This window comes from Pseudogemmobacter sp. TB195 (assembly GCF_058313095.1).
The window spans coordinates 135505-159625 of sequence record NZ_JBZEGG010000004.1; the positions used below are offsets into that span (position 1 = coordinate 135505).

The 24121-nt window shown below is 57.9% G+C and carries 19 protein-coding genes; 17 read left to right on the plus strand and 2 right to left on the minus strand.

From position 1 onward, the window contains the following. Positions 1-58 precede the first annotated feature (58 nt). Entirely contained in the window at positions 59-406 is a 348-nt protein-coding gene (locus AC4FS3_RS06375) for a hypothetical protein (protein ID WP_491019816.1), read from the minus strand. A gap of 697 nt (positions 407-1103) precedes the next feature. Between AC4FS3_RS06375 and AC4FS3_RS06380 the strand changes: the two genes are divergently transcribed. From AC4FS3_RS06380 to AC4FS3_RS06460, 17 genes are all read left to right on the plus strand, one after another. Then, the gene (locus AC4FS3_RS06380; protein ID WP_491019817.1) at positions 1104-1418 is read left to right on the plus strand and encodes a hypothetical protein; all 315 of its coding nucleotides are present in this window, start codon (positions 1104-1106) and stop codon (positions 1416-1418) included. 181 nt (positions 1419-1599) lie between these two features. Beyond that, on the plus strand, positions 1600-1989 hold the full coding sequence (locus tag AC4FS3_RS06385) for a DUF6634 family protein (RefSeq protein WP_491019818.1): 390 nt from the start codon (positions 1600-1602) through the stop codon (positions 1987-1989). Between the two features lie 16 nt (positions 1990-2005). Next, on the plus strand, positions 2006-2266 hold the full coding sequence (locus tag AC4FS3_RS06390; protein WP_491019819.1) for a hypothetical protein: 261 nt from the start codon (positions 2006-2008) through the stop codon (positions 2264-2266). Then, positions 2263-3090, plus strand: coding sequence for a phosphoesterase (locus AC4FS3_RS06395; RefSeq protein WP_491019820.1), 828 nt, complete (start codon positions 2263-2265; stop codon positions 3088-3090). The genes AC4FS3_RS06390 and AC4FS3_RS06395 overlap by 4 nt, the downstream gene beginning before the upstream one ends. Then, a complete protein-coding gene (locus AC4FS3_RS06400; RefSeq protein WP_491019821.1) occupies positions 3047-3709 on the plus strand; it encodes an HAD family hydrolase in 663 nt (220 codons plus the stop codon). Before AC4FS3_RS06395 ends, AC4FS3_RS06400 begins: the two co-directional genes overlap by 44 nt. Positions 3710-3744: 35 nt before the next feature. Then, entirely contained in the window at positions 3745-4551 is an 807-nt protein-coding gene (locus tag AC4FS3_RS06405) for a metallophosphoesterase (protein ID WP_491019822.1), read from the plus strand. Then, complete coding sequence (locus tag AC4FS3_RS06410; protein ID WP_491019823.1) at positions 4548-5387, plus strand: metallophosphoesterase; 840 nt, start codon at positions 4548-4550, stop codon at positions 5385-5387. Before AC4FS3_RS06405 ends, AC4FS3_RS06410 begins: the two co-directional genes overlap by 4 nt. A gap of 179 nt (positions 5388-5566) precedes the next feature. After that, on the plus strand, positions 5567-8329 hold the full coding sequence (locus AC4FS3_RS06415; protein WP_491019824.1) for a class I SAM-dependent DNA methyltransferase: 2763 nt from the start codon (positions 5567-5569) through the stop codon (positions 8327-8329). 27 nt (positions 8330-8356) lie between these two features. Beyond that, a complete protein-coding gene (locus tag AC4FS3_RS06420; RefSeq protein ID WP_491019825.1) occupies positions 8357-10069 on the plus strand; it encodes a GmrSD restriction endonuclease domain-containing protein in 1713 nt (570 codons plus the stop codon). Then, a complete protein-coding gene (locus tag AC4FS3_RS06425; protein WP_491019826.1) occupies positions 10066-10278 on the plus strand; it encodes a hypothetical protein in 213 nt (70 codons plus the stop codon). The genes AC4FS3_RS06420 and AC4FS3_RS06425 overlap by 4 nt, the downstream gene beginning before the upstream one ends. Beyond that, positions 10275-12320 (plus strand): DEAD/DEAH box helicase, encoded by a 2046-nt coding sequence (locus tag AC4FS3_RS06430; RefSeq protein WP_491019827.1) that lies wholly within the window; start codon positions 10275-10277, stop codon positions 12318-12320. Before AC4FS3_RS06425 ends, AC4FS3_RS06430 begins: the two co-directional genes overlap by 4 nt. Then, a complete protein-coding gene (locus AC4FS3_RS06435) occupies positions 12313-13500 on the plus strand; it encodes a GIY-YIG nuclease family protein (RefSeq protein WP_491019828.1) in 1188 nt (395 codons plus the stop codon). The genes AC4FS3_RS06430 and AC4FS3_RS06435 overlap by 8 nt, the downstream gene beginning before the upstream one ends. 356 nt (positions 13501-13856) lie before the next feature. Then, the gene (locus AC4FS3_RS06440) at positions 13857-15770 is read left to right on the plus strand and encodes a TIR domain-containing protein (protein WP_491019829.1); all 1914 of its coding nucleotides are present in this window, start codon (positions 13857-13859) and stop codon (positions 15768-15770) included. 1 nt (position 15771) lies between these two features. Continuing rightward, entirely contained in the window at positions 15772-17328 is a 1557-nt protein-coding gene (locus AC4FS3_RS06445) for an argonaute/piwi family protein (protein ID WP_491019830.1), read from the plus strand. Between the two features lie 289 nt (positions 17329-17617). Beyond that, entirely contained in the window at positions 17618-20242 is a 2625-nt protein-coding gene (locus AC4FS3_RS06450) for an AAA family ATPase (protein WP_491019831.1), read from the plus strand. A gap of 75 nt (positions 20243-20317) precedes the next feature. Beyond that, the gene (locus AC4FS3_RS06455; RefSeq protein WP_491019832.1) at positions 20318-20770 is read left to right on the plus strand and encodes a hypothetical protein; all 453 of its coding nucleotides are present in this window, start codon (positions 20318-20320) and stop codon (positions 20768-20770) included. Positions 20771-21079: 309 nt separating this feature from the next. After that, positions 21080-21976, plus strand: a complete 897-nt coding sequence (locus AC4FS3_RS06460) for a bacteriophage abortive infection AbiH family protein (RefSeq protein ID WP_491019833.1) — start codon at positions 21080-21082, stop codon at positions 21974-21976. A gap of 346 nt (positions 21977-22322) precedes the next feature. Here AC4FS3_RS06460 and AC4FS3_RS06465 read toward each other — a convergent pair whose 3' ends face one another. After that, the gene (locus AC4FS3_RS06465) at positions 22323-24074 is read right to left on the minus strand and encodes a TniQ family protein (RefSeq protein ID WP_491019834.1); all 1752 of its coding nucleotides are present in this window, start codon (positions 24072-24074) and stop codon (positions 22323-22325) included. Positions 24075-24121: the final 47 nt, after the last annotated feature.

Consider the following 24121-nt stretch of genomic DNA (forward strand, 5'->3'; position numbering starts at 1 on the left):
CGCCCGGCTGTGACTTTTGAGGCCCGGATCTTGCAGGATCCGGGCTTTACCTTTTCCGTTACATTTCCCCGCCCTCCTCCCGTTCAGGCATGACTTGGCCGCCGCGCCGCGAAATGATCGCGCCCGTTTTGCCGATTTTCGGCATGCTGCACGTCACGTCGCAGACGTAAAGATTCGAGTCAACACGCTGATTTTGCGATGATTTCTGATTTTTCCGCGTCGATTCATTTTTCAAGAAGCAGACGCTGGTCGGCCCCGCCGACCGACGCGATCCACCTGCATCACGACATGCAAAAGTCGCCGCCGGCCATGCAGCCAGCAGCGTGCGTCCCCACGAGCTGGGACGACGATCATCAGCCCGCGGAAAAACCGCAGCATGATGCATATGATCTTGAATACTCTGCATAGCGAAAGTCCGTCGAACAAGCCATCGATGGATCTTTCGCCCAGGCCGCACGCCCTGAACTAGAGACTACGGGAGACCCTGCCGTTTCCGGCCCCTCCCCACGGGCGTAACTATGATGGCGACCATCCCTATAGGTGATACGTCTCAAGGAGGTATCGGGATCGAAACCGTGCGCATTTCCTGTCTAGGCCCACGTCTTCGTGTGAACCCATCATCATTATAAAATTTCGCTTTTACAGAGTCGAATCGAATCCCAAAGAAACCCAATAATTTTTCCATGAAACTGATTCCTATGGTTTTTTGTCCGATAGATCACGCACCTGCGACGCGGCGGAACTGATGCCATCGGAGGCATTTGACTGGCGCGGACAGTCGCAACACGCACACTGGAGATACCTGGCAGAAAGACATCTGCGGAGGGTGCGTGGCTGCCGGCTAACCTGCAAGGCACCTCTCAACTGTGTGTTCATCCCGTGCCGAGACGCGGCGAAGGAAGGCCTTGTCGGAATCCGTTGCGATTCGCACAGGAGCCCGTTTCTGGTCGGATTCGGATGCGCCCACGCCTGCAACGCACTTGGCTGCTGGCCTGAGGGGATGCTTAGCTGGTGGTCAGTCAACGTCTCATGCATTTTGAAAAACCTCTCACCTGACCTCTGAATGCCATCGGCGCCAAGGGGTTGATCGGCAGATTTGCTTCTTGAAAAACTGGGAACAAAACAAGCCCATGAAATCACGAAGAAATTCGCCTTGCGGGCACGGTTTGGACATGGCTATCCATATCCTCAAGGCGGTTCTGGGCCGCCGCCGAAACCTGTTCAAACCCATCCGCATCGCATCCCGGGCCTTTCGCCCGCTGGTGGCGCATGCCCGAAACCTGGAGCCGTCGTGTCTCGACGCTTTGACGAAGTTGACGTTCTGGCATGGCTCTCCAGCCAATCCGACGCTGTGCTCGCTGGCCAAATCCAGCACGACGGCGATGCGGTCTCCTACGGCTATGACAGGACATACCTGACGCTGCCGGACGCGATCCCCTGTTTGTGGCGGATCTGCCTCTGTCAGATGAACGCCTCCATCCGCGTGCGCGACACCGCCTCACCCCCACACCGCGCGATGCCCTTCCAGACCGTTGGGGGCGGCGCTTTGTCGCTGCGGCCCTCTCGAAACCTACCATCTGATTATGTTTGGAGATGCCGATGCTGAGTATGATCGCCGTCGCTGCCGCCGAGGCGCAGACGGATCCGACGCCCGAGGCCCTGGCTGACGCGCCCGTTCTTAATGAGTGGCTTGCCGCGATCGATTTCGCGGGGGTGCCCTGCCTGACGGGCACCGTGTCTGGCCACCCGCGGCTGAGCGACGGCAAGAGGATTTTCACCTCGGTGCTGATTGCACTCGATCTTGGCGGGAACTGGGCTCGCAGCCGGAGCAGATGGTATCGCCTAGACACCGAATGGCCGGCGGGCGTCATGCCAGACGAGGTCATTCTCCGCGGCTACACATGGCTACGCCGGGATGATGCTGTCAAACTCGCCGCCGCCCTGCGCTCAGCAGTTCTGAATCGGCAAGGGAGGACGTTCAATGCGTAGGAAGAAGGAGGATCGAATGGCCGGGAGAAAGGCGCTTCTCGGACATGTGTCCTATGCGCTGACAGACGCTGCGGATGAAGCCGCGACGGTGGAGGGCCTTCTGATCCTCATGCAATTCGCAGGTGCGGCACTCGACAAGGAGACGGGCGGCTCCATGGCCACAGGTGCGATGGTGGCCCGACAGCATATGGCGTGTCTGCGTGACCAGCTTCATTCCGCGCGGCGCGAACTGGATCTGCTTCGGTCAGCATATCAACCCAAAAGGCACGGCACATGACAACCTGGTTCACGGCAGACCTGCACCTCAGCCATGAGAACATCATAGCCTTCTGTGCTCGACCCTTTCCGGACGCACGCAGCATGGATGCGGCGATCATCGCCGAACTGCAGGCGCGCGTCCGTCCTGAGGATGACCTCTGGATTCTGGGCGATTTCGCCATCAGCAAAGCGACTGACACTCAGCGCGCAGAGGTGCGCAAGATGTTCCATGCCATTCCCGGCCGCAAACATCTTGTGATTGGCAACCACGACCGCTCGTGGATCCGCGATCTGCCGTGGGACAGCATGACCCAGATGGCGGATATACTTGTCGATGGACGGCGACTTTGCCTGTGCCACTATCCGATGATCACCTTCCCGGGGGCCCGACGCAGCGGGTTGCAACTGTTCGGCCATGTCCACCAAAACTGGCCCGGCACTCGCAACAGCGTGAACGTCGGCGTGGACATGTGGGATTTCCGCCCGGTGACGCTTCCAGAGATCGAGGCGCGAGCGGCGCACCTTCCGGTCAATCACCACTGGGACGAGGTCGAACCCGGATGCGCTTTTCCGACAGTGCTTTGCACCGGTTGCTCTGTCGTTCTGGATCCGCAGGTCCCATCGGGTCATGCCGTGGTGCGCGGCGAGACCATCGCCGTCGGGTATGACGGCGAGATCATCGCGAGATTCACCACGGATTCCCTGGCTGCGTTTGGCGAAGGGGATCATCTTTGCGCGCAGTGCATCGGTGGCCACCTATCCGTCCGCAACCTGATCATCCCGCCGGGATATCGCTACGATGAAAGGTCAAATCGAACCCAACTCGGTGAAAGTGATGAATGAAATGGATCATAGGCCGGTGCGGGCAGTGGCCTTTGACTGTTTCGGCACCCTGTTGAGGATCGCCAACCCGACCAACCCTTGGCGATCTTTGCTGGCCGCTGCGCGCTCAACCCCGGGTGCCGTCCTACTTGACCCGCGAAAGGAGCCGATCCCAACCATCAAACTCTTCGCAGCCGCCTGCGGCGTGGAGTTTCAGCCGGAGTGGCAACGCGATCTCGACATTGAACTGATCTCGATCGAACCCATGCCCGAGGCTCTCACCGTCCTTGAAAGGCTGCACAGCGCCGGATTCCGCATCGCACTGGCCAGCAATCTGGCGCCACCCTACATTATCCCCGCACTGACCTTCTTGGGTGAGTTCCTTGATGTCAGATGCTATTCCTGCCACTCTGCCGTTCGCGCTGTGAAGCCCGAACCCGCCTTCTTTGAAGCGCTGCAAGCAAGGTTTGAATTTCCGGCACATGAAATCCTGATGGTTGGTGACAGCCTGACCTCGGACATCGAGGGCGCGAAGACGGCCGGGATGTCTACATTGCACTTTGTGCCCGGAGACAATGCGCCGGGTCTCGGCCAGATCAGGCGACTCTCTGATGTGCTTTCGTTTCTCAATCTGAAATAGTCCTCCACCCTGTCAGTTCCCGGAAGACCCAGTTTATGTCTGTGCTCGTCGTTGCCGATCTCCATCTCGACATGTGGCTCCAAGCCGGACGCGACCCGTTTGCGGCGCTGCCCCCGGATTTCTTGACTGGCCTGGACGGGCTGATCGTCGCCGGCGACCTGGCGAACAAGCCCAAGGTCCGCTGGCCGCACATGATCCGCCACCTCACGCGCTACGTCGCTCCCGGGCGGATCTATCTGCTGCCGGGCAACCACGATTACTATGATCACGTCCTTCACGGCGATGATCGGCTCGCCGCGATCTGTGCCGATGCTGGCGCGAATTTCGCGCAGAAGTCTGTGATCGTCATCGGCAATACCCGTTATCTGTGCTGCACGCTTTGGACAGATTTCGCGCTGCAGGGCGATCCGGCCCGTGCGATGGCGACGGCACAGCGTGTCATGAACGACTACAAATACATCCGGCACGGCGGCGCCGGTTTCCGCCGGATCAGGCCGTCGGATACCGCCATCGCCCATGCCGACCATCGCGCCTGGCTGGAGAAACAGCTGTCGGAGCCTTTTTCAGGAAAGACCATCGTCGTCACCCATCATTGTCCCCACCCCGATCTGATTGGCGACCAACGCGGTGACACGGATCCAGTCTATGGATCGAACCTGCTGCCGATGATCGAGACAGATCAGCCCGAAGCCTGGCTGTTTGGGCATACGCACTGGCGGATCGAAGCCATAGTCGGGCGAACGCGGGTCAGAAACGTATCGCTCGCCTACCCGGATCAGGTGCCAGTCGGCGCTGAGGCCGCCATTCTCCTGCGCGGTCTGCTGCCGGAGGTCACGCCATGAAAATCCTCGTCCTGGCCGATCTACATCTCGATGAAATCACCGATCGCGATCTCCTGCACCGCCTAGGCGAGGAGATCCAACATGCCGGCCAGGAAGCAGATGCCCTGATCATCGCAGGCGACCTTACGGAACACGCTGCCCATAAATGGCCTCGCGCCATCAAATGGTTGGGCACGCACTACCCGTCAGCGAAGACCGTCATTCTCCCGGGCAACCACGACTACTATGGCGGCAATCTCGGCACGCTCGACGCCGATCTGGACCGGATCTGCCACGAAGCCGGATGCGCCTTCGGGCAATGCCGCCGGATGGAACTGGGCGATACCCGCATCCTGATGACCACGCTCTGGACCGACCTGCGCCTGTTCGAGGCCGAGGGCGAAGCGGCTGTCGAGGACTCGATCTGGAACGCGCGGATCATGCCCGACTACGGATATGGCGCGATCCTGATCGGAGGCCCTGAACGTGAGCTCGAGCCCGAGGACACCATCGTCGTCCACGAGCGCCAGAAGTCTTGGCTGATTTCGGAACTGGCCAAGCCTTGGCGTGGGAAAACTGTCGTGGTGACGCACCACGCACCCTCTGCCGCAGTCGCGGGAGGGATGACGCCCCTTTCGCCATGTTTCGCCAGCGATCTGGAGGATCTGATCGATCGCTATCGGCCCGACGCCTGGATCTTCGGCCATACTCATCGGGCTGCAGATACGCGACTGCCCGGCGGCACGCTGCTGCGGAACGTCTCGGTAGGTTATGAGCACGAGTTCCGCACTGCGGATGTCGCAGATCGGGTCGGGCGGGGACTGATCGACCTCGACGACAAGAGCATCGGCCTGTGACAACAGCTTGCAGCCTCAATCAGGTCCAACAGGCAGCATGTCGAGACAGGACGACAGGGACAATTAAGCGCTCCCTGTTTGCATCGATAATTGACGGGCGCTTCTCGGGCTCAAGGACTTGGCAAAGGTAGGAAATTCGCCGACTGTGGCAGAGCCCCGATGCGCTTTGGATTGCACGAATGAACGCCGTTGAAATTGAACAGGCCATATCTGAACTGGCCGAGAAACCCTTTGACCGGCAGGAGTTTCCTTTCCAGTTCTTGGAGGCTTTTGGCAACAAGGAAACCACCCTCAAGCGCCTGCGCTCCGGCGTGTCGAACAAGTCAGACCTTGGCGGCGTTCTCCAAGCCAATAACATCCACATCGCCACCTGCGATCAAGGACAAACCTCTGCCACCCTCGCGGCGCTGCGCACCAGCCCCGCCACGACCAGAGGAAAGGCGCGCTTCATCCTAGCCACCGACGGCGAGACGCTCGAAGCCGAAGATCTCACCTCCGACGACGCGCCGATTGCTTGCGCCTATCGCGATTTCCATGACCACTTCGGCTTCTTCCTGCCGCTCGCTGGCATCACCACCGTCAAGCAGATCCGCGAAAGCGCCTTTGACATCAAGGCGACCGGCCGCCTGAATCGGCTCTATGTCGAATTGCTCAAGGACAACCCCGAATGGGGAACCGAGGCGCGCCGCCACGACATGAACCACTTCATGGCCCGGCTGATCTTCTGCTTCTTCGCCGAAGACACCGGCATCTTCAACGGCGGCACCCTGTTCACCACCACCGTGGGCCAGTTCAGCGACAAGGACAGCAGCAACACCCACTGGGTGATCAGCGAAATCTTCCGGGCGATGAACACCAAGATCACCGATCGCCCCGCGTCCGGCCTTCGCAACTGGGCCAACGCTTTTCCCTATGTCAACGGCGGTCTCTTCTCGGGCGACACCGACGTTCCGCGCTTTTCCAAGATCGCGCGCAGCTACCTGCTTCACATCGGCAGCCTCGACTGGACCAAGATCAACCCCGACATCTTCGGCTCCATGATCCAGGCCGTGGCAGATGAGGGCGAGCGCTCGGCGCTCGGCATGCACTACACCTCGGTGCCGAATATCCTGAAGGTGCTGAACCCGCTGTTCCTGGATGACCTGCGCGCGCAGCTGGAGGAGGCGGGCGACAACCCCCGCAAGCTGCTGAACCTGCGCAACCGGATGGCCAAGATCAGGGTGTTTGACCCCGCCTGCGGATCGGGCAACTTCCTTGTCATCGCCTATAAGGAAATGCGGGCGATCGAGGTGGTGATCAACCAGCGCCGGGGCGAGGCTGACGCCAAGACCGCCATCCCAAAGACCAACTTCCGAGGGATCGAGCTGCGCGACTTTGCCGCCGAAATCGCCCGTCTGGCGCTGATCATCGCCGAGTTCCAGTGCGACGTGACCTATCGCGGCGAGGTGCAGGCGCGGGCCGAATTCCTGCCGCTGAACGCGCAGAACTGGATCACCCAGGGCAACGCCCTGCGGCTGGACTGGCTGTCGGTGTGTCCGCCGACGGGGACCGGGGTGCGGTATCACGCCGAGGACCTCTTCCACACACCGCTGGATCAGGCGCAGATTGATTTCGAGAATGAGGGTGGGGAGACCTACATCTGCGGGAACCCGCCATATTTGGGCAAGGGAAAGAAAGAAGGCGAGCATCAAGATGACATGGAGTTCATCCTTGGCCGCTACACCAAGAAATATGGCTATGTTGACTACGTCGGTTGCTGGTTCATCATGGCCAGCGAGTTTATCAGAAGAACTAAGGGCGCTGCCGCGCTTGTAGCAACCAACTCAATCTGTCAGGGCCGCCAGCTTCCTCAATTGTGGCCGTTTGTTCTGCGTTCAGATATTGAAATATTCTACGCACACCATTCCTTCAAATGGTCGAACAGTGCAGCACGAAACGCCGGAGTGACCTGCGTCATTGTTGGTATTGGAACAAGAGATCATAGTCGAAAGAAGGTTATTGATGACGGCTCGTTCAAGCGAGACGTTCAGGTAATCAGCCCTTACCTTACCGAAGGGGAAATTCTTTATGTTCACAGTGTCCCAAAGCCAATCAATAGGGCGCTGCCTGACATGCTCACTGGAAGCGTCCCCAATGATGGTGGAAACCTAATCCTGAACCTCGACGAGAAACGAACAATCGGCCAGATGGCGGCATGGTTGCCAGATCGAATACGCCCGTTTTTCGGATCGCAAGATTTCCTGCAAGGACACAGCCGAAGCTGTCTCGTTTTAGGTGATGCGGACCTTGAAAAGGCTAACTTGGTCCCAGAAGTGGCTAGACGTCTATCGGAGGTGCGGTCGCTGCGTGCAGTGAGCAAAAAGAAGGAGACCCGTGACCAGCTCGCCGATGTTCCGCATTGGTTTCAGCACATGGCACCAATTCCACGGGCGCATGCCATCATCATCCCTTCCGTCAGCTCTGAACGGCGAGAATGGTTTCCTGTCGGCATCTTGCCCGCTGGCACAGTGATTTCGAACCTAGCGTTCATGATTGTTGACGCGCCTCTCTGGAACTTGGCGCTCCTCGCCTCACGTCTTCATTTGGTCTGGATCGGCACCGTCTGCGGAAAACTGAAAACCGACTACCGCTATTCCAACACACTCGGCTGGAACACCTTCCCCGTCCCCACCCTGACCGAAAAGAACAGGGCCGATCTGACTGCCTGCGCCGAAGATATCCTCCTCGCCCGCGAGGCGCATTTCCCCGCCACCATCGCCGACCTCTACGACCCCGAAAAGATGCCCGAAAACCTGCGGCAAGCCCACGATCGCAACGACGAAACCCTCGAACGCATCTGCATCGGCCGCCGCTTCAAGAACGACACCGAGCGGCTGGAAAAGCTGTTCGAGATGTATACGAAAATGACCTCGACGCCTCGGGCGGCAGGTCGGAAGATTTAAGACAAGCCAGTTCAATAAGGAAGCAGCATGGAAGCCCGCAGTAAGAAGATAGAGGACTGGTTCTCGATGATCGAACAGGGGCAGATCAAGCTGCCTAGGTTCCAACGCCACGAAGCCTGGAGATCTCAGCAGATTGCGGGCCTTTTCGAGAACATCCTGCGGACGCCGCCGCTGCCGGTGGGCGTGCTGCTGATCCTTGAGGTCGGCGATAAAGAACTGTTCCACTCGCGGCCGATCGTCGGTGCGCCAGCAGTCAACTCGCGGCCCAGCATGCATCTCCTCGATGGCCAACAGCGCATGACCGCGCTTTGGCGATCCTTGACCGACGATTACAATGAATTGCGGGTTTTTGTCCGTGTAACAAAGGCAGAGGTTGCCGAGGAGGTAGCCGAAACTACGGACTCGGAGGATTCGGACCTTCCAATGGTCGAGATCGTGAAACGGTGGGATCGGAAAGGGATTATGCAGCCGGTTTGGGCGGATAGTCCTGTCGAGTCAATCAAGCGAGGGTTGGCACCAATCTCGATCCTCCGTCCTGGAAGCAAGGGTGAGGCGTCTTTTAATGCATGGACCGAAGCCCTCAGGGCTGTCGATGCGATGCCAATGAGCCTTTTACTCGCAGTAGCGAACCTGCGCGCGCGCGTGCAGAGCTACGTTCTCCCGTTCCTGTCCCTTCCGGTCGAGACCTCGCGTGAGACCGCGTTGGAGGTGTTCATCAACATGAACACGTCAGCTTCGCCGCTAAAAGACTTCGACATCGTGGTTGCGCAAGTGGAAGAGGCAACGGGCGAGTCTCTGCACCAGAAAATCACGGATCTTCTCACCACCATTCCATCGGCGAAAGAATACGGCAGCATTGAAAGCCTCTTGCTTTCGGTCGCAGCCTTGCTGCTCGAAAAGCCACCTTTGAAGAAGACCTATCTTGAGGAGGACTTCGGAACCGGCTTGATGAAGGTTTGGCCGCAGATGTCGGTAGGCTTAAGGCGTGGCATGCAGTTTCTCAGCGAGGAGGCAATCTTCGACGAAAAGTCTCTTCCCACTGAAATCGCCCTCTATCTCACCTGTGCGCTCTGGGCTGTGGCCGCTGACCTGAAGCTGGATCAGGAAGGAAATGCGCGCAGCTTGATCCGAAAGGTGCTTTGGCGTGCCTGTTATACGAACCGCTACGGTAAGACGTCAGCAACGAGGGCATATGCAGACTTCCGAACGCTCTCAAGTATGATCAAGGGTGATGCATCTGTAGCCTGCGAGCTCTTCAACGATGACCTCTACAGACTGCCAGACGCTGCAGAGATCAAGGCTGCGGGCTGGCCTGGCCGTAAGGATCGGTTGCCACGTGCAATTCTGGCGACGTCGCTGCGTCGAAAAGCCTATGACTTTGCCGATGGGGCCCCAATCAGTAGCGCCAACATTCAGGAGCGCGAATTTGACCACCTATATTCGTGTAAATATCTGAATGTTAGTCGGGATGACTCGTTGGCAAATCGCGCACTAAACTGCGCTCTGATCACCTCAGCGACCAACCGCAATAAGAGTGGATCCGCTCCTAGCGAATACATCGCGGAACGCGCCAAAGCTGCACATCTGGGTCAGGATGAGGTGCGTTGGCGTCTTGCAAGCCATTTGATCCCATATGAGCACCTTATTGCTGACCAGTATAATGCGTTCCTTGATGCCAGAGCGGCGCTAATTGAGGCCGATATGAAAGTTCTCTGCATGGGTGGAGGTCCAATCGCATGAGTGAGGGCACCTACACGCCTGGGGGCGACGCGAAGATCATCGCAAAAATCGCAATAACGCATTTTTGCAGTTTTGCGCAGATGTTTGAACACCATGGATGGCCTGAACGTGGATCTGATATGATGCGCAAGGTTCAGACCCGGGTGGCTGAAACCTATGGAAGTGTCCGTGCCTTTGAAGCGGCTTTCAGGACGGAGCGTGATGAATGACCAACGTAGGCGTCCCCTCCGTCTCCGTCACCTATGCCCGCAATGGCAACAGCACCAAGCCGAACGAGCTCGGCATGCGTGCCATGCAGGAGCGCGCCTATGAGAAGCGGGGCGAGCAATATCTGCTGATAAAGTCACCCCCGGCCTCGGGGAAGAGCCGGGCGTTGATGTTCATTGCGCTCGACAAGCTGCACAATCAGGGTCTTGCCAAGGCCATCATTGTGGTGCCCGAAAAATCCATCGGCGCCAGCTTTGCCGATGAGCCGCTGTCGAAGTTCGGCTTCTGGGATGACTGGACCGTGACTCCGAAGTGGAATCTCTGTAACGCGCCGGGCGAAGATGGCGGCAAGGTCAGCTCGGTTCAGGCCTTCCTCGACAGCGCCGACCGGGTGCTGGTCTGCACCCACGCGACCTTCCGGTTTGCCGTCGATCGGTTTGGCATCGAGGTCTTCGACAACTGCCTGATCGCCGTCGACGAGTTTCATCACGTCTCCGCCAATCCGGACAACAAGCTTGGCGCACATCTCGGCGCCCTGGTCGCCAGGGACAAGATGCACATCGTTGCCATGACGGGGTCGTATTTCCGTGGGGATGCCGAAGCGGTTCTGCAGCCAGAAGACGAGGCGAAGTTCGAGACCGTCACCTATACCTATTACGAGCAGCTGAACGGCTACAGGTATCTGAAGCACCTGGATATCGGCTACTACTTCTACAGCGGATCCTATGCCGACGACATCATCAAGGTGCTGGATCCCAACGAGAAAACCATCGTTCACATCCCATCGGTCAATTCCCGGGAAAGCACGAAGGACAAGATCAAGGAGGTGGAGCACATCATCGAGGCCCTCGGCGAATGGCAAGGCACCGATGCCGCGACCGGGTTTCAGCTGGTGAAAACGCATCAAGGCCGTGTTCTGCGCATCGCCGATCTGGTCGATGATGATCCGGCCAAACGCGACAAGGTGTCAGCCGCGCTGAAGGACCCGGCGCAGAAGATGAACCGTGACCATGTCGACATCATCATCGCGTTGGGGATGGCGAAGGAGGGTTTTGACTGGATCTGGTGCGAACATGCCCTGACCGTTGGGTATCGGTCCAGCCTTACAGAAATCGTGCAGATCATCGGTCGCGCAACCCGTGACGCCGTAGGCAAGACCCGCGCCCGGTTCACCAACCTGATCGCCGAGCCAGATGCCTCCGAAGAGGCCGTGCGCGAGGCTGTCAATGACACGCTAAAGGCAATTGCCGCCAGCCTGCTGATGGAACAGGTGCTGACACCCCGATTCAACTTCACGCCGAAAGCCAAGGCATCTGGGCCCGTCGAGGGGTTCGACTATGGCGAGGGTGGCTACGACCCCAGCAAGTGCAACGTGGGATTCAACGAGGCGCAGGGCCAGTTCCAGATCGAGATCAAGGGACTTGCACCTCCGAAGAGCAAAGAGGCCGAGCGGATCGTCAGCCAGGATCTGAACGAGGTCATCACTGCCTTCGTTCAGGACAAAACCGCTATCGAACGTGGCCTATTTGATGAAGAAATGGTCCCAGAGGAGCTGACACAGGTCCGGCTGGGCAAGATCATCCGTGAGAAATACCCCAACTTGGACGCCGAGGATCAGGAAGCCGTGCGTCAGCACGCGATCGCCGCTCTGAACCTCACCCAGCAGGCGAAGGCTGCGATTGTTGGCGGCGCCGAAGAAGGGAGCGGCAGCACCGCATTTGTTGACGGCGTGCGCCGGTTTGCCTTGAGCGTGACGGAACTCGACATCGATTTGATCGACCGGATCAATCCCTTCGCCGCAGCCTACGCCATCCTGTCAAAAACCATGGACGAGAACAGCCTGAAACAGGTTGCGGCGGTTATCAACGCGCGCAAGGTTCAACTGACCCCGGATGAGGCGCGGGATCTGGCGAAGCGCGCGCTGAAGTTCAAGCAGGAGCGTGGTCGGCTGCCGGATATCACGTCGTCCGATGCTTGGGAAAAGCGGATGGCCGAAGGGGTGGCATTCCTCGCACGTATGAAGCAAGACCAGAAAAATGGCTAAGACCTTCACAGATGACGATGACGCACTGCTTGCCGAGCTCGGTATTGTGGTTGATGCCAAGTCGACCTCTTCGCACGGGCCGCGGGAAGAGCGCATCATTGCCGGTTTCGAGGACATCCAGCGCTACGTGGACGAGCATGGCCGCGCGCCACAGCACAGCGAGAATGGCGACATCTTCGAACGACTTTACGCAGTCCGTCTGGACCGCATTCGCGAACAGCAAGAATGCCGGGATCTGTGCATAGGGATTGATAGGCAGGGGCTGCTCTCCGGTGAGCAAACCAAGCTCTCTGGCGCTGACATTGACCTCGACGACGATGCGCTTCTCGCTGAGCTGGGGATTGATGCTGTGGCGCCCGCCTTAACTGAACTGCGCCATGTTCGATCCAGCGCCGAGCGCAAGGCAGCCGAGGATATTGCCAACCGGGAGGTTTGCGCCGATTTTGCAGCCTTCAAGCCGCTGTTCGAGCAGGTTCAGCGCGACCTTGATCAAGGCATGCGTGAGACGCGCCCCTTTGAACTGAAAGCCGAGATCGAACCAGGTCGCTTCTTCATCGTCGGGGGGCAAAAGGCATATGTCGCCGAAAAGGGCGAAACGACGTTGAATGATCAAGGGCGCACTGATGCGCGCCTTCGGGTGATCTTTGACAACGGCACCGAGAGCAGCATGTTGATGCGGTCGTTGCAACGCGCGCTGAACAAGGATGAGGCTGGCCGACGCGTGACCGATCCAGTTGCGGGTCCTTTGTTCTCCGGTGAAGTCGAGGCGGAAGATCAGGCCAGTGGCACCATCTATGTGCTACACAGCAAATCAGACCACCCGACGGTCGCAGAAAATCGTGAGCTGGTCCACAAGATCGGGGTCACCAGTAACGACGTGAAGCAGCGCATCGCGGGCGCTCGGCTGCAGACCACCTATCTGATGGCCGATGTCGAACTGATCGCGACTTACAAGCTGTTCAACATTTCGCGTTCCAAGCTCGAAACCCTCATTCACCGCATTTTTGCGCCGGTCCGGCTGGATATTCAGATCCAGGACAGGTTCGGGCGCCCTGTGGTCCCTGAGGAATGGTTCCTCGTTCCGTTCTTTGTCATCGATGAGGCGGTCGAGAGGATCAAAGACGGGACCATTACGCAGTATATTTATGATCCGGAAAGTGCTGCCCTCATCCTTCGTTGATCTGGTAAGTCTCCCCCGCAGGCCGGGTCGGCTTGGATAGGCCCAAATATCTGCATCCGGTGACATTCGCGGGATCGAGGGCCGTTTTGCCCCAGAAAACCTGCCACATAATCTTGCTTTGGTCGAGCTGTTGGTGACCTGGGTCGCGCGCAAGGAAGCTGCACCCGGACAGATCGCACTGACCTGGCTCATGGCGCGGAAGCCTTGGATTGTCCCAATCCCCGGCACCACCCAGACGGCGCATATGGTGCTCAGTCAAGCGTTGCCAAATCTGCAGGAAAATTTTGGCAGAAACGTCATGCCTTCTGTCCGCAACCGGCTTGTAGAAAGCCTCGTTCCTCGGCATCTTTGAGGGTATGCTCCATAATTTTTCTGCATTGTCCCCCTCACAGTTTGAATACCTTTCGGCTGATCTGATCGGTCGCGAGACAGGCGTCCGATTTGAACAGTTTGGCGAAGGGCCCGATGGCGGTATGGACGGTCGTCACGCTCGGGGCCCTGATCTGACGATACTTCAAGCAAAGCGCTATGATGCGAGCGCTTTTTCCGAGCTGATGCGTGTGATGCGCAGTTCGCGTGCCACTATCGATGCGATGGCACCGAGCCGCTACATTCTTTCAACATCAGTTTCCATGTCACCGGACAGAAAACGGAAACTGATGGAGGTCGTCGGCCCGTCATTGATCGAACCGGGCGATATCTACGGGAAGGAAGATCTCGAAGCACTCTTGCGCCGACACCCGCAGGTTCAGGAAGAATTCCCAGCACTTTGGCCCGTCGGAGCCACTGTGATAAAGTCGTTGCTGAACAGCGCCTTGGATGAAAGAGAGCGGAAGGCGAAACCGCCAGAAATTCTTGCATCCCTGCTTCCCCGCTCCGTCGCTGAGGCAGAAGAAGCGCCGGAGCCGTCACGTGACGTCCTCTTTCTTCTTGGATCTCGGCCCGGCGACGATCCGTTTATCCTTTGGCTTGGGCCAAAACTGGAAGCCCACGGATACCGTGTGTTCTCTGAGCTTTTGACCCTGGAGCCCGGAGACCGATGGCGTAAGGAGATCTCCCACGCACTTGAGCGGCGGGCGGTTAAGGTCCTTGTTCCAGCCGGTCCCGCAACTCAGCGTGACGACGGGCTAATGGATCTGGTCGACAAAGCCACTGGGCTCGCGCGGTCGATCGGAGATGCTCGGTTTATTATTCCGCTTAGAATGGCGGAGGGAGGAAAGATCGAAGGCATGCGGGATGCAGTTCCCGTCGACTTCTCCCATGGTTGGGGCAAGGGTCTGGAGAAGCTTCTGAGTGCGTTGCGGGGTCAAAAGGTTCCTTGCGGTGCGACAGACACCGGTGTTGCAAAACAGTGGGAGGAGTTTCGTATTAGGCAGGCGGTGCCCCTTATCCGACAACCAGAGACCTTGACGTCGAACTGGATCCATGTCGCAGAAATGCCAGATGAGATCCACTACTACGAGGCAATTGGCTTCCTGCACGAAGACGCATTGAAGCGTCAGGTATCGCGACTGACCTATCCCGCCGTGCATCATGGTCGAGGCCTGATCACATTTGCCGACCCGCATGATGTGGCGGAGGCTTTCCACGGTGTAGCTAACTTGCGGTTGAAGTCATCTACCCCGGTCACGGATTTTGTAGAGTCTGGCTTCCCCAAAATCGGCCTGAAGAGCCGTGATGCATCCAGTATGATGACTGGGATGCTCCGGGATGCCTGGGAGCGGCTTTGCCGCAGCAAAGGAATGATCGCATACACTTACGCCGCCACCGAAGGATTCCATGTCTCCGCAGAGCAAGCGCCCAATGGCGCTAAGATCGCCTGGGGTCGACAAGGTGGTGGACGGCGATCCTCAATGCTTCGCAATGTCGCGCGAGGACACATATGGAAGTATGGTGTTACGGCCGTTCCGAAGCTTTGGCCTTTCTGGCACGTTCGATTGAAGGCACGTGTGCTCTTCGCCGAGGATAACTCAACCCCTGAAGGCCGGGCGATTGATGATCACAAGAAGATGCATCGCCTTCGCCGATCCGGTTGTCAGGGATGGCGCAACAAGCAATGGCACGGGCGCCTGCTCGCCTTTCTCGAGATCATGTCAGCCGGGTCGGCGTTCATTCGTGTCCCACTTGCACCCGGTCATGACATGGTGCTCTCGGCAGAGCCCATGCTTTTCACTTCGCCGGTAAGCACCCTTCTTCAGGACACCCTGGACGCGGACAGCGAAGAGACAGACGAAAGCACGCTCGGCCGCCCCGAGCCCGAGGAGCCGTGACATGAGGTTTCGTGAACCCAGCCTTGCCGTTGAACATCTCGATGAACCAGAGCTCGAATTTCGTTTCGGGCAGAAAAGTCGCCACCCTAAAGATGGCTTGTTCCTCTACGGGCCTCATGCCGCGTCACGCCGGGTTTCAGAGGTGCGCGTCGGAGTGGTAGGCACAGCAAGCGGAATCAAGCATTTCAGGGAGTGGGGTAAGCGTCTGCTGCAGGGGATTTCCGTGCCTCCTCCCGGACCACGAGAGAAGAAGGATCGACTGCACCTAGCGGACTTCTCGGGCCTTGAAGAGACTTTCGGGGTAACTTTCGACCCCGATTCCTGCAGCGAACTTTCCGTAAAGATTGAAGATATCGATCGCGCCACCAGGATCGCAAACAAACATGAAGCCGTCGATGCGGTGGCCCGAATATATATCGAGCGTGTCAAAAAATATCTTCGCAACGAAGAGCGCTCCATCGACGTGTGGCTCCTCGTTGTGCCGGAATTTGTCTATGAGCGTTGCCGATCCGAATCCAGGCGCAGCGGCCTTGAGCTAACCAGAGGTGAGGTGCCCAAAAAGCAAAGATCGCGGACCAGCATGCCGTTGTTCGAAGCAGTTCCGGATTTTGACACGAGCCGCGAGGACTTCTTTGACGATGTTCCGGACTTTCGGCGCCGTATTAAGGCTGAGTTTCTATCCATCGCACCGACCCAAATCCTGCGCGAGACAACGATTGCACCCGATGCCTTCGTAAATTCTGCGGGAAATCCAGTTCGAAAGACACAGGATGCCGCCACCGTCGCCTGGAATCTCTCAACTGGGTTGTATTACAAATCACAGCCCAAACCTCCGTGGCGGCTCTCCGAGATACGGCCGGGCGTTTGCTATATCGGCATGGTATACAAGAACCTCCCGAACAACAGACAAAATCATGTCTGCTGTGCCGCTCAGATGTTCCTCAGCGAGGGCGATGGGGTAGTATTCCGTGGTGCAAACGGACCGTGGAAGACTGATGAGTATGAGTATCATCTGAGTGCGGATGCAGCCGAGGCGCTCCTCAAAACCGTGATTGATACCTATACCGAAATACACGGCGCTGCACCAAAGGAGCTTTTCATCCATGGCCAGGCGTCCTTCAATGACGCTGAATGGGAGGCGTTCTGTCGCGCTGCACCGGCTGGAACGAATGTCGTGGGGGTGCGAATTAACTCAACAAGTGGTGACGCAAAGCTATATAGGATTGGGGACTACCCCGTAATTCGCGGAACCACGCTGCTTCTGGATGACAAGAACGCTTACCTCTGGACAAGCGGATATGTTCCACAGCTTGACACCTACATTGGCCCGGAAACTCCAAACCCTTTGCTGGTCACGATCCTTAGATGGAAAGATCAAAGACCGAAGATGATGTCAGTCCTGAATGACATCATGGGGTTAACAAAAATTAACTACAATTCTTGCAACTTCAATGATGGCCTTCCGGTCACGGTCCGATTTGCCACGATGGTCGGAGATATCCTTGTGATGGGGGCGGCTAAAGAGACGGGGCCGCAACCTTTTAAGTATTATATCTAGTCGGCTGGGTGCGTCGGGCGTTTTTGGTTCTCAGTCGTGCGTATGACGCAGGTGGTTGATTGAGGTCGGTGAAAGGATGGCCTGAAACTATCGTGCCCCATGCGGCCCCCGAGTGGTTGCTAACACCTCAGTAGTCAGAATTAGTCATCAAAGGAGGTGGATGCTGCGATGAGCGTTGGTGCCAAATGCGTGCCACAATGCGGATTAACGGTGACAACTGACATGGTAGCGGCAATAGAAACATCAAATGGCAGGCCGCATAAGACGGTTCTACGGGGAGATCCGAACGATGGAGCAACAGAATACTGAGCCCTCGAACGAGGCCGCGGCGCTTGCCGATATACTGAACTGGTCTTCCGATCTACCCGGCTGGCAGCGCGACGCCTTACGTCGGTTATGCAGCCAGACCAAGCTCGAGCCAGTAGATATCACGGCACTCGTTGCTGTTTGCAAGGGCGACATTCCCGCTGCTCCAATGGACGCCAGTCACATCCGTGATCCTGCCGCAAGTCATGCGGTTGTCAGCCTCGGCGCCTTGCATGGACTGTCGAATGTGAATGCGCTCGCGCCAGGCGAGCGGCTGTCCTTCGGCAAGACTGGCCTTACCGTGATCTATGGTGACAACGGAGCTGGCAAATCAGGATACGCCCGCGTCCTCAAGCAGCTTTGCCGGGCACGCTCACCGAAGGGCGATGCCATCCTGCCGAATATCTATGCCGGTGCAGGTGGTGTGCCGACTGCCAGCGTCGACTTCTTCGTTGGCGGTCAGAAGCGAAACGCGACATGGCATCAGGGCCAAGCCGTCGATCCCATGTTGTCCGCCGTCAGCGTCTTCGACTCCCGGACCGCCAATGTCCATGTCGAGAACACCAACGATCTCGCCTATACGCCGCTTCCCTTACGCACTCTCGCTGGCCTGGCGCAGGCGTGCCAGGATGTGAAAGCTGAACTGTCGGCCGAAATCCGTAAGCTGCAACAGCAAACGCCCGTCGTCCTCGCGAACCCCGACTGCAAGCCCGATACGGCGGTCGGCAAGGTGATTGCCAACTTGTCCGGGAAGACCAAACCCGATGCCATTGAAAAACTGGCTGGCCTGAATGCGCAGGAAGACGAGCGGCTTCAAACCCTCATTGCAGATCTCGCTGGCGATCCCGCCCGGACCGTCCGTCAACTCCAGGCTCAGGAAAGGCGCATCAATGCAGTGATCGAACAGATCGGCAAGTTGACAGCCGCAGCCTCTGAGCAGAACCGGACGGTGCTCCGCGAGGCCCATGAGCGTCTTGCAACTGCGCGAGCGGCGGCATTGGCTGCATCCGACGATCTTTTCGCCGCGGAACCTCTGCCGGACATCGGCTCGGATATCTGGAGAGCCCTCTGGGAAGCTGCGCGAACCTATTCACGCGAGGCGGCCTATCCCGAAAAGCCTTTCCCCGTGACGGCCCGGGATGCTCATTGCGTTCTGTGCCAGCAGCCGCTCGGCGAGGACGCCGCTAACCGACTGAGCAGTTTCGAAGCCTTCGTCCAGGACGAAAGTAAGCGCCGTGAAGAGGAAGCTGCCGTAGCCTATGACGATTTGCTGGAGGAACTGTCGTCGCACAGATTCCCCATGAAGGAGCTGCCTTCATTCGTCGCGCTGATCCGCGACGATATGGGCCACGATCAGTTGGCTAAGACCCTTCAGCGCCAAATCGTCCAACTGTCCTGGCGGCTACGGGCGGTGTTTCGAACGCACGCAAGGGAGGTTTTGCACGCATTGCCGCCGGACCCGATCTCCGCTCCAGAGGAACTGTGTGATGTGCTGGGCGGGATTGCGACGCGGATTGAAGGCCTGGAATCGGATGTAGGCTCTCCCCAACGGGCCGCCCTTCTCATCGAGCGTGACGGCTTGGCCGACCGGAAATGGCTCGGCATCGTGCAAGACGATGTCCTTGCCCAAGTTGAACGCTGCAAATCCATCGAGGCTCTGGAAAAGGCAATCAAGGACACGACCACAAACAAAATCACGACGCAGAGCGCCCGTATTGCGCAGGCTCTTGTCACCAACCGCCTGCGCGGCCGCTTCGCCATCGAAGTCGACAAGCTCGGCGTCGCCGGGCTCGCAATTGAGCTTCAACAGGCCAAAACCTCGGCGGGAGTGCCCTTTTTCCAGGTTCGTCTCATCAACAAACCGAGTGAACCCGTTGGAAAGGTTCTGAGTGAAGGGGAGCATCGCTGCGTAGCGCTAGCCGCTTTCCTCGCCGAGCTGTCAACCATCGATGCACAATCGGCCATCGTTTTCGACGATCCCGTGTCCTCTCTTGACCACCTGCACCGCGATCGGGTCGCCGCACGCCTGGCCGAAGCGGGCGAAACGCGGCAGGTCATCGTGTTTACGCACGACATGGCCTTTCTCCTGCTGCTTGAGGAGGCTTGCCGTGCAAATAAAGAGCGCGGGGCAACGCCGGTCGCCTATCGGCTCATCAGCCGTGGCGCGGATAATTCCGGTTTCTGCCATCAGGACCCGCCGGCCAGCGTCATGCCGCTCGACAAGGTGATCGACGGCATGAAGGCCCACCTAGCTAACGTAAGAATCCACCATGAGCGTGGCGACCAGGCGAAGTGGCTTCGAGAGGTTACATCCTTCCAGGACCAGCTTCGCACCTGCTGGGAGCGCGCGGTCGAAAATGTAGTCGGACCTGTGATCCGTCGGCTATCGCGTAAAGTCGATACGACCGGCTTGATCAAGCTTACTATCCTCACCGATGCCGACTGCATAACGATGCGTGAGGCTTTCAGCCGTTGCTCCGCGCTCCTTCATAGCCAGCCCGGCGAAATCAATCCCCTATTGCCCTCAGCGTCAGTGATCGAAAGCGAGATCGGCGCGCTGGCGAACTGGATCGCCGACATACTTGCCCGCCAAGAGAAGGCCGTATGATGTTGCTCGGTCACATCGATGAAATTTTTGAGAGGTTTCGCAGCAATGCCGTATCGTTTGGAGTGTGATCAGGGAATGGCTGAATTGGCGACGGAGCTTTTCCGTGTCTTCGCCCAGTTTGAATACTGCCTTAAGGTAACCGGCTATTGCGTGGCTGGCAGAGGCGATGCCGCCGAACCTGACTGGACCAGATTTGCTCGTGAACTGCCACCCCTGTCAGGAAGGGGTGATCCGGGCATTGCGGCGGCTATCGCCTATTTGCTTCGACATCCTCCGAAAAAGCAGGTCTATGTGGCCAATGTCCTCGATTGGCGTGTTGTCGCTCCACAGTTCGCGAACGAAAACGACCTCATCTTCCTCTATGTCAGGCGGGTCCGGAACAACCTGTTTCATGGGGGGAAGTTCAACGGGCGCTTCTTCGATCCAGAGCGGAGTAAAGAATTGTTGCAACATTCCATCACGATTTTAATGGCTGCGATTGTTATATCGCCGGTTATGTTGGAGGCCTATGAGAACAGAACCGACTGATGAGCTGAACACGCTCTGGGCGCCTTTGAGCATTGGATCTGAAGCGTATTTTGCCCCGGTGCTACAATCGCAAAAGTCGGCTCTGTCCGCATAACTGCCACGGCAGTTCCCACCCTGCCTGCGTCGAAGCCAAGGCCAGATGGTCGGATCGACGCTTCTAGCCCTTCTCAGTCGTTGGTTGTTGGCGTCCATATGTTTTCAAGACAAGACTGATGCCTGTTAGACAAGACATTACGCTCACACGGCCGAAATTGTTTTGCTTAAACCTCGTGATAGACTACAGGTCGGATCCGCGGAGGGCATCAACCAGTGAGTAAGCTTTTCATAATTGGCAATGGGTTCGACATCCATCATGGGGTCAAGTCCGGATACACCGACTTCGGGAACTGGTTAGAGAAGGTTGATCGCGACGTTCACCAAGCGGTTGAGAATTTCCTGCCAACATGGGTCGATTGTGAAGGCAAAGTGCAGAATGCTTGGTCGGATCTTGAAAACAACTTAGAACACTTTGATACCGACCAGCTCTTGGACTACGGATCGAATTTTCTGCCCAGCTATGGTGCGGATGACTGGCGTGACTCAGGCCACCACGATTTCGAATACGAACTCGACCAGATAATCCAAGCGCTTTCAGTTGGGCTTCATAGAAATTTCGTGCGCTGGCTAAATACGCTAATCATACCCCGCGAAACGCTCTCCCCTGTCCGTTGCATTGATCCTAAAGCAAAATTTCTGAACTTCAACTACACCCCCACAATCCAGAGGATCTACCGCGCAGCGAATGTCCTACACATCCACGGCTCCGTGGCGGATAAATCGTCTCAGATTGTGCTCGGGCATGGCTGGAAGCCGGGGGCAAAGGACAGCTGGGAAGACCGCATTGACGAAGATACGGACACTCGCGTGGCCGGCGGCTATCGATTGATAGACGAATATTTTCGGGCGACCTTCAAGCCAACTGCAGATATCATCCAACACAATAGTGACTTTTTCTCGGGACTTTGTGAGGTTTCGGAGATCTACATCTTCGGGCACGGACTGGCAAAAGTTGATGCCCCTTACTTCGCAGAAATTCTGGGGAATCTGTCTGAAGAGGTGAATTGGACAGTGTCCTACTACCGCGAACGCGAAAGGCTTGAGGCGGCGGCCAGTGACATCGGCATACCGATAGACCGAACACGCTTCGCGCCACTCCGTGATCTCTAAGTCCGGCCCTATCTCGAGGAGCAAATGACCGCTCCGTCCGCATAAGGTCGGCTATTCGGTGGTCCAACCTCACGCTGACCCTGTGTCTGATCATAGGCAGACCGACCGCTCTGCCCCGGTGCGCGACTAGTCCTCGACCCGCCATGCTAACCGACAGAGCCGGTCAGCACGACGGGCGTTCCATTGCGTGCAGGCCGACAGACCTTCCGAAAATCGGCAGATTGTGAATCCGATTTGTCCCTTTCGGCACCAACCCCCCGGTTTTGGTGAGTTTCCTGATGCTCTTTACAACAGGATCGCGGCGAGTATCGGCTGTGGTCCATAGCGCCATCCCAGTTCGACAAGTCTATCCGGGGCGCGTGCGATCAATGCCCCCTGCCTGCCAGTCGGCGACCGAAAAGACGGCGGTATGGCCGTCCGAAATGATCGGGATGGGCACGTCGAGCCCTCCGTCGACAGCTACGAGCTCTTTCGTCCCAACTATCACATATCTCTTCCTGAAATCACTCACTTCCTCTTCCGGGATCATTGATATTGCACCGACCCCCACCCGCGGCGATCGCTGAACCGTGGTAAGCAGGCCAGCGTCCGTGATCTTCTCAAGAAATTGCACCTCGATACTCAAGATTTGCGCCGCATCATATAGATCCAGCATAGGCCGAAGCTGCCCATCGGAAGCAGCCTCTACATCGTCAGGCAGGATCCTGATTGCATGATAGTCGACCCGACCCATCAGCCGGCTTGTTCCCGGCAGCTTGCCGTCCAAAGCCAATCGCAGCACGTCAGTGGCAGTCATGCGGAACAGTCGACAGATTGACCTGATGTCGCGCCCGGTATGGCCATCGCCCTCTGGGAGTGCTCCGATCCAGGATGAGAAGGCCAGAACACTAGCGCGATCCAAGCGCGACCGAAGACCTTCGCCACTCGTTGCCCGGCGCAGCACGCCGGCATCGACCAGTGTGTCGATCGTGAATTTACTCACACCCAGAATCTCGGTGGCCTCATTAAGACCTGCATCTTCGATCGCACCGGCGCGCAGGGCAGCTATCACCCAGACCGGAATCAGCCGATCAGGGCCAGACTTGGAAAGGTCCAGATGACCTTCCGCCTCAAGCCGCTTACCCAATCGCTTCGGGTGGAGATCAAGTTCCTTTGCGGCAGACTGAAGGCTGTGGAAGCGTCGTTCGATCACCTTTTCATCCAGCGCCAGTTCATTGCGATCAAGCGGCCAGGTGCTCATGATGTGGTTACGCAGGATCGCCCGGACCGGTTCGAACCGAGAACTGCTTCCGCCGCCCCGCTTCAGCCATTCGTGGATTCGACCATACCGACCCTGTGGTCGATCCTGATCGGCACCCTCCCCATAGCGCAAGGCCTCGAAGAATTTCAGAACAGCATCAGGGCCGTCCGTAAGAACCCTGAACCCGGCTGAAACCGCGTCGGCAAGCTCTACGGAGCTGCAGGATTTCACACCTCGGCTCTTGCCGAACAGCAGGGAGACTCCGATCATCTCGGCGCATTCCCCCACGACATCAATATCAAGCTTGTCAATCCATGTGTCGCCGATCCGCGTCTCGAGGCGGTCTTGCGCCCAGATCTCGAAAAGCGGCTCGCCGTTGCCGACTGTGCGGGGCACATCATGCCCGTTCCAGCTTGCTGAAAAATCATTGGGCACAAATGGCGACGCATCGGCCAGATACAGGCCGTGGTAGCAACACCGCCTGGCTTGGACGAGGGCCCACAGCGGCCGAGACGCAAGTCCGGCGCCCGCGGCGCGATCCTGAGACAGGCATTCCGGGCAGGCGCGCACCCGCCGCCGATGGATCGCCGAAAGAGCCAGCCGTTCTGACCTGAACCAGACAAGCCCATCATCCGAAGGCCGGAAGGTGCGGTTCATCAGGTCGCGCGCTTCGACACCACCATAGCCAGCCAGGCGTTCTATCTGACCTTCATCACCATGAACCAGGCCTCTCAGATCCAGCCCGAGGTGCCCACAAAGGCTGGAGAGCCGACCCACGCCATTCGCCGCCGCAAGACGCGAGGCGAAGGAGAGCATTGTCTCCTCTGGCAGCAGTGGAACGGTAACGGGAAGGGCCATCGGATACGCTTGCTCAACTTATGAAGCAGCATAGCGACACAACACCC